Source organism: Streptomyces sp. NPDC048142 (genome assembly GCF_043202835.1).
GTDB lineage: Bacteria > Actinomycetota > Actinomycetes > Streptomycetales > Streptomycetaceae > Streptomyces.
Genome location: NZ_JBIDBC010000064.1, coordinates 1 through 12,664, shown reverse-complemented (window position 1 = coordinate 12,664; position 12,664 = coordinate 1). Strand labels below are relative to the sequence as shown.

At 72.8% G+C, this 12,664-nt stretch carries 11 protein-coding genes and 1 riboswitch; of the genes, 6 read left to right on the top strand and 5 right to left on the bottom strand.

Going from position 1 to position 12,664, the window contains the following annotated elements; translation table 11 throughout:
* Positions 1-243: 243 nt before the first annotated feature.
* On the top strand, positions 244-435 hold the full coding sequence (locus ACGF2Y_RS36110; RefSeq protein ID WP_392956220.1) for a hypothetical protein: 192 nt from the start codon (positions 244-246) through the stop codon (positions 433-435).
* A gap of 228 nt (positions 436-663) precedes the next feature.
* On the opposite strand, the gene ACGF2Y_RS36105 is transcribed toward ACGF2Y_RS36110, so the two are convergent.
* The gene (locus tag ACGF2Y_RS36105) at positions 664-1,335 is read right to left on the bottom strand and encodes an endonuclease (RefSeq protein ID WP_392956218.1); all 672 of its coding nucleotides are present in this window, start codon (positions 1,333-1,335) and stop codon (positions 664-666) included.
* A complete protein-coding gene (locus ACGF2Y_RS36100) occupies positions 1,332-1,514 on the bottom strand; it encodes a DUF6480 family protein (protein ID WP_392956215.1) in 183 nt (60 codons plus the stop codon). Before ACGF2Y_RS36100 ends, ACGF2Y_RS36105 begins: the two co-directional genes overlap by 4 nt.
* Before the next feature lie 127 nt (positions 1,515-1,641).
* Between ACGF2Y_RS36100 and ACGF2Y_RS36095 the strand changes: the two genes are divergently transcribed.
* Positions 1,642-2,847, top strand: coding sequence for an aromatic acid exporter family protein (locus tag ACGF2Y_RS36095; protein WP_392956213.1), 1,206 nt, complete (start codon positions 1,642-1,644; stop codon positions 2,845-2,847).
* A gap of 158 nt (positions 2,848-3,005) precedes the next feature.
* Positions 3,006-3,197 carry a DUF6381 family protein gene (locus ACGF2Y_RS36090; RefSeq protein WP_030584941.1) on the top strand — a complete coding sequence of 64 codons (192 nt, stop codon included), beginning with the start codon at positions 3,006-3,008 and terminating at the stop codon, positions 3,195-3,197.
* 164 nt (positions 3,198-3,361) lie between these two features.
* Here the strand turns inward: ACGF2Y_RS36090 and ACGF2Y_RS36085 are convergent, their stop codons facing one another.
* Both ACGF2Y_RS36085 and ACGF2Y_RS36080 read right to left on the bottom strand, forming a co-directional pair.
* Positions 3,362-4,369 carry a PHP domain-containing protein gene (locus tag ACGF2Y_RS36085; protein ID WP_392956209.1) on the bottom strand — a complete coding sequence of 336 codons (1,008 nt, stop codon included), beginning with the start codon at positions 4,367-4,369 and terminating at the stop codon, positions 3,362-3,364.
* A gap of 123 nt (positions 4,370-4,492) precedes the next feature.
* Entirely contained in the window at positions 4,493-5,998 is a 1,506-nt protein-coding gene (locus ACGF2Y_RS36080; RefSeq protein WP_392956206.1) for a helix-turn-helix domain-containing protein, read from the bottom strand.
* A 246-nt stretch (positions 5,999-6,244) separates the two neighbouring features.
* Between ACGF2Y_RS36080 and ACGF2Y_RS36075 the strand changes: the two genes are divergently transcribed.
* Positions 6,245-6,862: a hypothetical protein gene (locus ACGF2Y_RS36075; protein ID WP_392956203.1), complete on the top strand. Its 618-nt coding sequence runs from the start codon at positions 6,245-6,247 to the stop codon at positions 6,860-6,862.
* A gap of 128 nt (positions 6,863-6,990) precedes the next feature.
* A complete protein-coding gene (locus tag ACGF2Y_RS36070; protein WP_392956201.1) occupies positions 6,991-9,603 on the top strand; it encodes a SpoIIE family protein phosphatase in 2,613 nt (870 codons plus the stop codon).
* Between the two features lie 43 nt (positions 9,604-9,646).
* On the opposite strand, the gene ACGF2Y_RS36065 is transcribed toward ACGF2Y_RS36070, so the two are convergent.
* Positions 9,647-11,038 (bottom strand): FAD-dependent oxidoreductase, encoded by a 1,392-nt coding sequence (locus tag ACGF2Y_RS36065; RefSeq protein WP_392956200.1) that lies wholly within the window; start codon positions 11,036-11,038, stop codon positions 9,647-9,649.
* Positions 11,039-11,498: 460 nt separating this feature from the next.
* A riboswitch (cyclic di-AMP (ydaO/yuaA leader) is annotated at positions 11,499-11,688 on the top strand.
* 3 nt (positions 11,689-11,691) lie between these two features.
* On the opposite strand from ACGF2Y_RS36065, the gene ACGF2Y_RS36060 reads away from it, so the two are divergent.
* Positions 11,692-12,528, top strand: a complete 837-nt coding sequence (locus tag ACGF2Y_RS36060; RefSeq protein ID WP_392956197.1) for a transglycosylase SLT domain-containing protein — start codon at positions 11,692-11,694, stop codon at positions 12,526-12,528.
* Positions 12,529-12,664: the final 136 nt, after the last annotated feature.

Below are 12,664 nucleotides of genomic sequence, written 5' to 3'. Positions count from 1 at the left end.
AACTGTCTCCGCGTCATGCACACCGGACTACACGATCCACCCCCGAAGCGAGGGCGAATCCCGCAGATTGATCACGACTCGATACAGGCCCTAGGGCATTGGGCCGGTGCGGCGAGGGTGCGTGCCGGGCGTCGTGACGCCGAGGGAGAACTCGATACAGGCCCTAGCGCCCTGCCGCAGCCCCCTGCGTTCTGCCGCGCGGGTATGCATAGTGGAGGGAGAAGCGCGTATGTCCCTCGCGGCATGGAGGCAGCTGTGGGAAAGGTCATCGAGGTAGCCCGCGCCAAGGCGCGGAAGCTCAAAGGCATGATCAAGGAATCGGACGGCATCGCCCTCGAGGACGAGCAGCTGAAGGCCGAGGGCAGGAAGGAACAGGCCAAGGCCCGTCGCAAGGAGGCCAGGGCACGCGGATCGCGGGCGGACTCCGACCGCTGAGCGAAGTGAGGCGCCCGTGCCGTCGCATATGGCACGGGCGCCTTCGCGCGTCCGCCCGGTGATCTCGGGGCCGCCTTCGTGAGCCCGTCGCCCTCTCCGGGCCCACCCAGCCTTCTTTGCGGCGCCGATGCAGGCCGGTGCAGCCTTTTTGGATGCCTTCGCGGCCGTCCGTCCTTCCCGAGCCGGCCCGGCTTTTCCCGGGCGCCCACACGGATGCCGCCGCGCGGCTCACTTCCTCCGGCGCGCGGCCTCCCGGACCGTCTCGACGATCTCCCGGTCGAGGGCCGCCCTGACCAGCGCCGCCGCGAACGCGGCTCCGTCCCGGTCGCGCGCCGCCTCGGACAGCCTGTCGGGAGACGTAGGCAGACCGAGCCGCTCGGCTCCCTGGAGACCCTTCGCACCGGCCCAGAACCCGGTCTCCGGCCAGATCGTCTGCACTTCGCGTACGAAGATGTCGGCCCCGGCCGGTCCGATCCCCGGAACGCGCCGGAGCCCCGCCCGCAGCGCCTCTCCGTCGCCGTCCGCCTCCGCGCGCAGTCGCCGCAGGTCGCCCTTCCAGACATCGAGGACGAGATGCGCGCCCTCTCCGAGCTGGGTGGAGGTCCGTTCGTCGTAGCGGCGGTAGCCGCCCTCGCCCAACGCGTCCACGCGCTGCTGCCAGGTCGCGTCAGCCATCCGGCGCGGGGTGCGCATACCGTGCGCGAACAACGCGCGCGCCGCGGCCACGGCGACCGAGGCGCGGATCCGGGCGCTCAGCAGATGGCTCAGCACCAAGAGCTGATAGAGCGGCTGCGGAGTGTCGCGCAGCCGGATCCCCGCCTCCGCCGCATACGTCCGCCCGCACTCCTCCAGCAGCGCTTCGGTGATCCGGCGCGCCGATGCGGAGACCCCGGCGCTCATACGTAACCGATCATCCGGGCGAGGAAGTACGCGGCGACCACGAGCGCACCGATCACGATCAGGGCGGTCCAGACACCGGGGTGCTCCCACGGCCCTCCGTCCGCGCGTTCCTCGTGGGCCTCCGCGATGGAGCCCTCGGCCGGGGGCGTCTCTCCTGGGGGATTGAGTAGAACAGCCATGCCTCCAGGGTCTCTCCGACCCCGCTCCCGCGCACGCCGTCCGGGTACCGCCCCAGGCGCAGGGCCGTACGGCGGAGCCCGGACGGCATGAGCGCTGCCGCGAGGCGAATCGGGGCACCTTCAGGGAATGCCCCGAGTCTCCGCCCCCGTCGTCAAGCTCGTGCAGCGCACCACCGAACCCGCAGGGGTGCAGACGCTGCGCTCGACGGCGGCCGCCGTCATCGCCTACTCCGTGGCCGTCTGGGCGCTGCCCGAACCGGCCCCGCTGACCGCACCCCTCACCGCGCTCCTGGTCGTCCAGGTGACCCTGTACGCGACCCTCACCACCGGCGTCCGCAGGGTGAACTCGGTCGTCGTCGGCGTCCTCATCGCCATCGCCTTCAGCTCGCTGGTGGGGCTGAGCTGGTGGAGCCTCGGCCTCACGATCTTCACCTCGCTGATGATCGGGCGGCTGGTACGGGTCAATGAGTTCGTGCCCGAGGTGGCGATCAGCGCGATGCTGGTCCTCGGCGTCTCGCAGGTCGCCGACACCGCCTGGGACCGAGTGTGGGAGACGCTGATCGGCGCCGTGGTGGGGCTCCTGTTCAACCTGCTCCTCGCCCCGCCCGTCTGGGTCGGCTCGGCCGGATCCGCCATCGAGTCGCTGGCCGCCCGGATGGGCACGATGCTGCGCAGCATGGGCGAGGAGGTGGTGGGGAACCATCCCGTGTCCCGGGCCGCCGCCCGGCTCCACGAGGCCCGCAGGCTCGACCACGACATCGTGGAGGTGGACGCCTCGCTGCGGCAGGCGGAGGAAAGTCTCACCCTCAACCCCAGGGTGAGACAGGGGCTGCTCCACCGGGTCGTCCTGCGCACCGGGCTCGACACGCTGGAGATCTGCGCCGTGGTCCTGCGCGTCCTTTCCCGCACCCTCACCGACCTGGCGAAGGCCCGTACGGAGGAGGAGCTGTTCCCGGCCGATGTGACAGAACTGCTCCAGGAACTCTTCGGCCGCCTCGCCGAGGCGATCGAGAGCTTCGCCGTCCTGGTCACGACCCAGCTCGCCGCCGACGCGGAGGCCGCGGAGGACCGGCTCGCCGACGCGCTCGTCCGCAGCCGTGCCACCCGCGACCGGGTGGCCGACCTGCTGCTGGAGGACGTCCAGGAGCACCCGCGCCAGTGGCAGCTGCACGGCGCACTGCTGGCCGAGATCGACCGGGTGCTGGCCGAACTCGACATCGAGGAGCGCACCAAACGCCTCGGTGAGGAGCTGGACCGCCGCTCGGGGGATGCGCACGCGCGTCACCCCCGGCTGCGTGCGATCCTGCGGCGTCTTGGCCGGCAGCCTGCCTGACGCGCCCGCCCGCCGGCGCGCCACCTCCGATTCCGGCGTCCGGGCCCCGGCCGTGCGGGATGCGGAGGCGGTCGGTCGCTGGTTCGCTGGGGGCTAGGGCGGGCCGGTCACGATCCGCCGGACACGCCCCAGAGGTCCCCAGCGTCCAAGGAGTGGTGATGAGCGGTTCGGACGAACCCGCCGACCTGGCTCGGCAGATGCGTGAGAAGGCCCAGCAGCTCGCCGAGGCCGCGGAACGCGCGAGCGACCCGCACGAGCGCGAGCGGCTGGAGAAGAAGTCCCGGACGATCCGGGACCGGAGCGAACAGCAGAGCGCCATGGCGGCCGGCGACGTCTACCCCGAGAAGTAGCCTGCCGACGCCGGCCCGTCCGCCCGACTCCGGAGGACCATGCAGAACCTCCGGGGCGGGCGGGTGTGTGCGGTGCGTGCAGGGCGGGAGGTGCGTACAGGGCGGGCGGTGCGCGTGGCTACGGGGTGTGGGCGTGCGCGGCTTCGGGGCCGGGCGGGCGTGGGTCAGCCGGCCCACTCCAGGAGCCGTTCCGCGCTCCAGGTCGTCACCACCCGGTCCGCCGGCACCCCGCACTCCTCGGCGCGGGCGCACCCCGACCGCTGCCAGTCGAGCTGCCCCGGGGCGTGGGCGTCCGTGTCGATCGCGAGGAGCGTCCCCGCCGCGACGGCCGCCCGCAGCAACCGCAGCGGCGGATCCTGCCGCTCCGGACGGCAGTTGATCTCCACCGCCGTCCCCGCCCCGGCACAGGCCGCGAAGACCCGGTCCGCGTCGAACCGCGACTCCGGCCGGCCCCGCCCGGCCAGCAGCCGTCCCGTGCAGTGGCCGAGCACATCCGCCCGCGGATGGCGCACCGCCGCCTCCAGGCGCCGCGTCATCGGGGCCGGGTCCATACGCAGCTTCGAGTGGACGGAGACCACCACCACGTCGAGGCGCTCCAGGAGCTCATCCTCCTGGTCGAGCGAGCCGTCCGGGAGGATGTCGCACTCGATCCCCGTCAGCAGCCGGAACGGCGCCCACTCCTCGTTGAGCCGCGCCACCACCGCGAGCTGCTCCCGCAGCCGCTCCGGGGACAGGCCGCGCGCCACCGTCAGCCGGGGCGAGTGGTCGGTGAGGACCGCCCACGCGTGCCCCAGTTCCGCGGCGGTCCGGCCCATCTCCTCGATCGGGCTGCCCCCGTCCGACCAGTCCGAATGCAGATGGCAGTCGCCTGTCAGACGGGCGAAGAGGTCCTGGCCCGCCTCGACGGGCGGCTCCGCCGCGGCTTCCTTCTCCAGCCGGTCCAGATATCCGGGGGTCTTTCCGGCCAGGGCCTCCCGGATCACCTCGGCCGTGCGGGGCCCGATCCCGGCGACCCGCTCCAGGGACTTCGCGGCCACCCGCTCGGCCACCTCCCCGGCGGCCATCGCGTCCACAGCGGCGGCGGCCGTACGGAAGGCCTTCACCCGATAGGTGGCGGCCTGCGAGCGTTCCAGCAGGAAGGCGATCCGCCGCAGGGCGGTGACGGGATCCATCGGCACCTCCACCGGGAACGTCGGCGGCCGGCACCGGTCCGCCGCGCGCGCCGCCCGTCCCACCAGCATGGGCGCATCCGCCCCCGCACGCCCCCGCACGCCTCCGCGACGCGGGTCACCGCGTCATGGCCCTGCCTCCCCGGCGTCCGCCACGGACTCCCAGCGGCCGGCGGCCGTGTCGTGGTCGAGTACGGGCCGGCCCCGCACCCCGCTCGTACGGAACGGCCGCCCGCGGTCGTCGATGCGCACCGTGCCGGACCGGCCGCCGCTGCTCCACTTCAGCTCCGCGAACCAGTCGCAGTCGCAGCCGACCGTGCGACCGGTGATCAGGAGGACCTCGGGATCGCTGGCCGAAACGCTGTACGGGAAAGCGAGCGCTTCGATGGGCTCGCCCGAGTCGTTTCCCGCGACCGAGCGGGCGACGGGCCGGGGTACGTCCAGATCCACGGCGAACATCCTCGGGGTGAGCGCCCCGCCGCAGCCGGAACTCATCCGGTAGACCCGGCCCTTCGCCGGGGGGCGGCGCTCGACCACCCGGATCCGCAGGGATTCCAGCACCACGGCCCGCTCGTCCCGGCCCTGCACCGTGATCCGGACACCGGTCTCGGCCGCGTGCACCGCGCCCAGCGCTTCGGCCCAGGACTCCGCGTCGGCCTCCACCGGGGGCGGCGGGACGGCGGCGGGCGCCCGGTCGACGAGGTAGGAGTGGTCGCAGCCGTTCTTCCAGACGTGGTCGTCACCGGTCCAGGTGAACGGCACCCGCCCGGCCTCCGGAACCGGCGAGGTCCCGGAGGGCCCGGGGAGCGTCTCGTCGCGCGGCCCGACGCCGGGCGGCACGGTCGGCCGTGGGCTGCCGGACGCCGTCTCCCGCGCGGTCCCGCTCGGCGTGCCCTGCGGCTTCCCGGGCGTGCGGGAGCCGGAAGGAGAGAGCCCCGGGGCGTCCACCGGAGGCCCGCCCGGCCGCTGGGCGACCGACGGCCGCCGGTCCGGCCCCGGGAGCCCCGTCGCTCCGAACGCCGCGACCAGGGCGAGCACGAGCACCGCCGCGACGAGGACGCCCAGGGGGTATCCGTACCGCCGCGCCCGACGCGACCGGAGCACCGGCCTCCGGGACGACCCGTTCCCGGAAACGGACGGGGCTCCGGCAACGCCCGCCTTCCCGGCCGAGTCGCTGACCGGCACGACCTCTGCGGTCTCCGAGGCCGAGGCGCTGACCGACACGACTCCTGCCGCCTTCCCGGCCGAGGCGTCGACCCGAACGACCTCTGTGGTCTCCGAGGCCGAGGCGTCGACCGGCACGCCCCCCGCTGTCTCCCCGGCCGAGGGATCCACGGGCTCCGTCACCACCGTCTCCGCCGCACCCTGTCGGTCGAGACGTTCCCCGTCCGCCAGGATCCACAGGCGGTGCAGCGCCTCCCGTTCCGCCGCCGGCGCGCCGCACCACCGGGCCAGCCGCTCCACGGGGGCGAACTCCGCCGGCACCGTCCGGCCCGTGCAGTACCGGTGCAGCGTCGAGCCGCTGACCCCGATGCGGCGGGCCAGTGACGCGTACGTCCGGCCCGACCCCTCCCGCAGCGCGCTCAGCCGCTCCGCCAGCGCCGCCCGTGCGGACCCCTCGGCCTCACCCAACCCGCTCGACCTCCCCGCCGACGTTCCCGGGCGTTCCAGCCCTTCGGGAACACCCACGTCACCGGGGGTGGGACGGTTCCAGCCCGGCGGGGAGCCGGGTCGCCCTTGTCCGCCTCCGGGGCTGCGGACCAGGCTGGAGCCGTTCCCGTACCGCCGCTGTACAGGCTCCTCACCGGGTCCCGTACGCCGCGGAACGACGCCGTACGACCACCACCTGACCGCACCCTCCGAAACGGGGAACCCACCATGCGCACCCTCCGTACCGCACTCCTGACCGCCACGGCCGCGGGCCTGGCCGTCACCGCCCTGGCCCAGGTGCCCGCCGCCGCGGCCCCGGCACCCGCTCCCGCCCCGCCGAAGTTCCTGAGCGCGGGTCAGCTGCCGCCCTCCCTCACCCCCTGGACGGCCGGTCCGGTACGCCAGGGAGTGCCCGGGGAAGGGTCCGTGTGCACCAGCGGAATCGCCCCGGCGGCCGGCACCCGCCACCGGGACTTCCGCACCGAACTGGACACCGGAGCCCGCCAGACCATCACGGTCGCCGCCACCACCGCGCGGGCCGCGTCGCTCGCCGCCGAGCTGCGGAGCGCCCTGGAGAGCTGCCTCGACCGGCTGAAGGAGCAGAACCCCGGCCTGGAGGGGGAGGCCTTCTACCAGGGCCGGATCGATGTGGAGGAGGGCGCGCACGTCTACAGCGTCGACACGTCCTACCCGGAGGTCGGCTCCACCGACATCGGGCTCTACTCGGTGGGCCGCGACGGCCGGACGGTGACCGTCGTCGAGTGGGGACAGCTGGGCGACCTGGACGGGGCACCGCTGGCCGGGTTCAAGAAGACCACGCGCACCGCCGTCGCCAAGCTGCACTGACAGCCGCACGCCGAACCCGTACTCGCGCCCAGCGGCTCCACCCCGCACCCCGTACCCGTGACCGGCCGCCGGAGGGCGGCCGGTCACCGGAGGTGCGGGGCACCCCGGATCGGGAGCATGCTGGCTGTGTGACCCGGCACGATACGACCCGGCATCCCCCGCCCGCCGGAAACGGGACCGCGGCCGGGGGGTACGACGGTGGCCGAGGGCCCGACGAGCTGTCCCTCGTACTCGCGCAGGCTCTCGTCAACGCCGTGGAGTCGGCCGACGGCTACGCGGGCGGGGTCTACCTGCGCAGCCGGACGCCCGGACTTCTGCGGCTCGCGGTGCTCGCCGGGCTGCCGGGCCCGCTGTTCCGGCCCTGGTGGCGGATGCATGTGAACCGGCCCTTCCCGGTGTCCGAGGCCTACCGCTCGGGGCGGCCGGTGCTGCTCTGCGACGCGGAGGAGTCGATGCGCCGGTTCCCGCAGCTGATGGCCGGGATGCCGTTCCCGTTCGGTTCGCTGTGGGTGCCGATCCCCGGACCCCGGGGAAGCATGGGAGTGCTGGCGGTCCTGCGGCCCTCCACGCCGGGGCAGCCCGTCGCCCCCGCCGACGGCGAGCGGCTGCACCGCATCGCCCGACGGCTCGGCGGCGCGCTCACCGATCTGGAGCGGCGGGGCATCGACTGCGTAGGGGAGTCCGAGCCGGTCCCCGTGCAGCTGCCCGCCGCCACCGCGCCCCCGGTGCGGGTCGGCCGCTTCGACTGGGACCTGGACTCCGGGCAGGTCGCCGCCGACGACGAACTGTGCGCGATCCTCGGCTTCGAGCCCGCCGCCTTCCCGGGCACCGTCGACGCGCTCGCCGGACGACTGGTCCCGGAGGACGTGTACGGGCTGTGGGCGCTGGCCCGGCAGACGGTGGAATCGGCCGGGCCGGTGGTCCGCCGGATGCGGCTGCGCGGCCCCGACGGCCGGTCCCATCTGCTGGAACTCTCCGGCCGCTGGACCCACCCGGACGGTGATGTGTCCGCCAGCCACCTGAGCGGCTTCCTGGTCGACCTCGGTGCGGGCCCCGTCGTGCCGGAGGCCGCCGACCGGCTGCCGCGCGGCATCCTCTCACTGGACCGGCTCGGTCGGATCACGTACGCCAACGGCCTCGCCGAGGAACTGCTCGGCCACCCCCGGTCGGAGCTCGTGGGGCATCTCGTGTGGCAGGCCCTGCCGTGGTTCGGGCACGAGGCCTACGAGGACCACTACCGGGCCGCCCTGATCGCCGGCGAGCCCGTCCACTTCCTCGCCCGGCGCCGGCCCTCGTGCTGGCTGTCGGTGTCCCTGTACCCCGGCCACGACGGGCTGAGCGTCGTCCTCCAGGCGACCGACCAGCCGGCCTACGCCCCCGGTTCCGTCACCTCACCGGGGCTGGGCATCGGCTCGACCGCCGACCGTTCCTCCGCGCTGTACCGGCCGGTTGCCCTCGCCATCGCGCTGACCGAGGCGGTCACGGCCCGTCAGGTCTCCGCGGTGGTCACGGAGGAGCTGCTGCCCGCGTTCGGCGGCCGTCAGCTCGCCATCTATCTGTTGAACGAGCGCCACCTCCACCTGGCCTGGGAGACGGGCTTCCCGAAGGGGTTCCTCAACCGCTTCGACGGGGTCGGGCTCGACGTCAGCATCCCCGGAGTGGAGACCCTGACCACCGGACGCCCGATCTTCTTCGAGTCCATGCAGCGCCTGGCCGAGGCCTATCCGGGCATCCCGATCGACGCGGACGTCGGGGCGCGGGCGTTCCTGCCGCTGATCGCCTCGGGGAGGCCCGTCGGCTCCTGCATCCTCGGCTTCGACCGGCCGCGCGGCTTCAGCCCGGAGGAGCGTACGGTCCTGACGGCACTGGCCGGCCTCATCGCCCAGGCCCTGCAACGCGCCCAGCGTTACGACAGCGAGTCGGCCCTCGCCCGCGGACTCCAGGACGCCCTGCTGCCGCACCGGCTGCCGGCGGCCGACGGAGTGGACACCCTGGGGCGCTATCTCTCGGGCACCCAGGGCATGGACGTGGGCGGCGACTGGTACGACGTCATCGAGACCGGCCACGAACTCGCCCTGATCATCGGCGACGTACAGGGCCACGGGGTCTCCGCCGCCGCGACCATGGGGCAACTGCGCAGTGCGGTAAGGGCGTTCGCGCTGAGCAACCACGATCCGCAGGAGGTGATGAGCGGGACGAACCGGCTGCTCATCGACCTCGACCCGGGACAGTTCGCGAGCTGCTGCTACATCGCCCTCGACCCGGCGACCGGCGTGGCCCACGCCGTACGGGCGGGGCATCCGCAGCCCGTGCTGCGCCGGCCCGACGGCCGGACGGAGGTGCTGGACCTGCCGGGCGGCATCGTGCTCGGGATCGACGCGCACGCGACCTATCCGGTCACGGAGATGCGGCTCGAACCCGGGGCGATGCTCGCCCTGTTCACGGACGGGCTGATCGAGCGCCCCGGCACGGACATCGACGAGGGGATCGAGCGGCTGCGCGCCACCGTCGAACGCATCGGCGCGGTCCCCCTGGCCGACACGGCGGACCAGGTCATCGGGGAGGCCAGAGCGGCCGTCGACCGCCCCGACGACATCGCGCTCCTGCTGGCCGCCCGGTGGGCCGGGACCCCGACGGTCCGGCGTCCCCCGGAGTCCCGGGCGCCCGGCCCCGACCTGTGGCGGACGTTCCGGGGGCCGGACCCGGGGCGCTCGGCGGCAGCCCCGGATCCGGCCCCCTAGAAGACGTCCGCGACAGGCGTCGGAAGGCGTCCCACCGGATCGGTCAGGCGTCGGCGGGGCGCTCGGCCGGCACGAAGGCGCCGGAGGCCTCCAGCATGCCCTCGCGCTCCACGACCTTGATCCGCTCACGGCCCTGGGCCGCGCCCAGCGCCTGCTCGTGGGCGTCCAGCCGGTGCCAGCCCTCCCAGGTCGTGTAGCGGACGCCGCGGTCCTCCAGGAAAGCCTCGACGGCGGCCGGCGCGGGCAGCGGGGGCTCGGGCAGACGGCCGGCGGCACGGTCCTCCAGGAGGCAGGCCACCGTTTCGTTGGCGTCGCCCTTGGTGTGCCCGATCAGGCCGATCGGACCGCGCTTGATCCAGCCGGTGACGTAGACCGAGGCCATGTGCTCGTCTCCGGCGATGACCCGTCCCGCCTCGTGCGGGACGGTGCCGGAACCCACGTCGAAGGGAAGCTTGGGCAGCTCTTCCGAGTAATAGCCGACGGCGCGGTAGACGCTCTGCATGTCCCAGTCGGTGAACCGGCCGGTGCCCCGGACATTGCCGGTGCCGTCGAGCTCGGTGCGCTCGGTGCGCAGCGCCACGACCTTGCCGTCCTCGCCGAGGATCTCGACCGGGGACTCGAAGAAGTGCAGGAACAGCTTGTGCGGGCGGTCGCCGACGTCGCGGATCGCCCAGTTCTCCAGGGTCTGCGCGACCATGTTGGCCTGCTTGTTCTCCCGGCGGGTCGCGATGGAGCCCTCGTCGTACTCGATGTCCTCGGGGTTGACGATGACCTCGATGTTGGGGGAGTGGTCCAGCTCCCGCAGCTCCATCGGGCTGAACTTGGCCTGCGCGGGGCCACGCCGCCCGAACACATGCACCTCCAGCGCCTTGTTCTCCTTGAGGCCCTGGTACACGTTGTCCGGGATCTCGGTGGGCAGCAGCTCGTCCGCCGTCTTGGCCAGGACACGGGCCACGTCCAGGGCCACGTTCCCGACGCCGAGCACGGCGACCTTCTCCGCGGTGAGCGGCCAGGTGCGCGGGACCTCGGGGTGCCCGTCGTACCAGGAGACGAACTCGGCCGCGCCGTAGGAGCCGTCCAGCTGGATGCCGGGAATGTCGAGCGCCCGGTCGGCCTCGGCACCGGTGGAGAAGATCACCGCGTCGTAGAACGACCGCAGGTCGTCCAGGCCGATGTCGTGCGGGTAGCTGACGTTGCCGAAGAGCCGGATCTGGGGCTTGTCCAGCACCTGGTGCAGGGCCTTGACGATGCCCTTGATGCGCGGGTGGTCGGGGGCCACGCCGTAACGGATCAGGCCGAAGGGCGCGGGCATGCGCTCGAAGAGGTCGATCGAGACCCCCGGGTCCTGGCAGACCTCGGATTTGAGCAGCGCGTCCGCAGCATAGATACCGGCGGGGCCGGCTCCGACAATGGCGACGCGGACGGGGCGTGTCATGGCGTGGTGATCCTTCGGGGCGGGCGAACGCGGGCAGGTACAGCGTACGTCGGAGGCATCGGAGGTAAGGGTTGGCTTACCAGCCTCCACCCCACACCGTAGGCGATCGCCCCGCGGGCCCCGCGATCGACCCCGACCCGAGTGTCCGATTAGTCCGCTTCGCGATACCCATATGGTCGATTTGGTTCTTTTGGTCTACCTATCCGTAAAGGGGCTACTAGGCCTTTTGCTGCATTTGCCTGGGCCTGTTTTCGCCACCGTCGCGAGCGAGTGGTGAGCGTCACGTCCGAGGGGGTGGACGTGGAAGCGGACGCATCGGTTCCCTTCCGTGTGAAGAAAGTTGACGCCGTGACGGCACGGCCCGATCCGGGAATTCCGCCATTCGATCTTCCGTGGAAATGGGAATCAGGAATGCGGGGCTTGTTCGGTTCGACGTTTCTCGCCTACGGTCACGGTCAATCCGGATGGAACGCCGAATCCTGCCGCCGTCCGGGAATCCGAAACCCACTCACGTACGGCAGGAGCGGGGGACCCAGGTAAGTCGCCGAACCGTAACCGGAACGGCTTGGGGTGAAGTCGCACGACCGTGCGGCCAGACATCTCCTGTCTGAACCCGACAGCTCACCCCGTAGGCGCCGGAGAGGAAATTCCCCATGCCCGCACAGGGTAAGCACCGTCGTCCCCAGTCCACCTCGCTGCGCCGCGGCCTCGCCGCCGTGACCGCCGGCGGAGCCGTTCTCGCCCTCCCGGTGATCGGCGCCACCAGCGCCTTCGCGGCCCCCGCGCCCACTGCGGCGCCGCAGCAGGCCGTGGCCCCCGCTTCGGTGTCCGCGGCGGCGAATTCCGCCGTGCAGGCCGCGCCCGCCCAGCATTCCGTGGTGGCCGGTGAAACTCTTTCCAAGATCGCCCGCGAGCATTCCGTCAGCGGCGGCTGGGAGAAGCTGTACGAAGGCAACCGGAAGATCGTCGGAGAGAATCCCGATCTTATTCACCCGGGTATCAAGCTGACCCTCGGAAACAAGGCCGCCGCACCGTCGGACGCCAAGGCCTCCAAGGCTTCCCCGTCCGCCGAGCGCGGTGCCGCGGCGGACCGTGCCGACCGGTCGGAGCGCACCGGCGCCGCCCCGGCGGCACAGGCCGCTCCGGCTGCCGAGAAGGCCGTCACGTACACGAACGACCTCGACGGCTGGATCAAGGAGTCGCTGGCGGTCATGGCCGAGCGGGGCATCCCCGGCACCTACGAGGGCATCCACCGCAACATCATGCGCGAGTCCTCGGGCAACCCGGCCGCGATCAACAACTGGGACTCCAACGCGGTCAGGGGCACCCCGTCCAAGGGGCTGCTCCAGGTCATCGACCCGACCTTCGAGGCCTACCACGTGCCCGGCACCTCGACCGACAGCTACGACCCGGTCGCCAACATCACGGCCGCGTGCAACTACGCCGCGGACCGCTACGGCTCGATCGACAACGTCTTCGGCGCCTACTGATCCTCCGCGCCCCAGCCGAAGGGGCCCCGGAACGCGATGCGGACGCTGTTGGTTAATTCGGGGCCTGCGTCTTCTTCGCCCCGTCGATCGTTTGGTCGGCGGGGCGAAGCCGTGCGAAGTGGCTGGTGCGGGTGTG

Bases quoted from the DNA above. Each gene is read 5' to 3' on its own strand.
- ACGF2Y_RS36065 (WP_392956200.1), bottom strand. From the start codon at position 11,038: ATGACACGCCCCGTCCGCGTCGCCATTGTCGGAGCCGGCCCCGCCGGT.
- ACGF2Y_RS36105 (WP_392956218.1), bottom strand. From the start codon at position 1,335: ATGAGCGCCGGGGTCTCCGCATCGGCGCGCCGGATCACCGAAGCGCTG.
- ACGF2Y_RS36095 (WP_392956213.1), top strand. From the start codon at position 1,642: ATGCCCCGAGTCTCCGCCCCCGTCGTCAAGCTCGTGCAGCGCACCACC.
- ACGF2Y_RS36110 (WP_392956220.1), top strand. From the start codon at position 244: ATGGAGGCAGCTGTGGGAAAGGTCATCGAGGTAGCCCGCGCCAAGGCG.
- ACGF2Y_RS36090 (WP_030584941.1), top strand. From the start codon at position 3,006: ATGAGCGGTTCGGACGAACCCGCCGACCTGGCTCGGCAGATGCGTGAG.
- ACGF2Y_RS36085 (WP_392956209.1), bottom strand. From the start codon at position 4,369: ATGGATCCCGTCACCGCCCTGCGGCGGATCGCCTTCCTGCTGGAACGC.
- ACGF2Y_RS36100 (WP_392956215.1), bottom strand. From the start codon at position 1,514: ATGGCTGTTCTACTCAATCCCCCAGGAGAGACGCCCCCGGCCGAGGGC.
- ACGF2Y_RS36060 (WP_392956197.1), top strand. From the start codon at position 11,692: ATGCCCGCACAGGGTAAGCACCGTCGTCCCCAGTCCACCTCGCTGCGC.
- ACGF2Y_RS36075 (WP_392956203.1), top strand. From the start codon at position 6,245: ATGCGCACCCTCCGTACCGCACTCCTGACCGCCACGGCCGCGGGCCTG.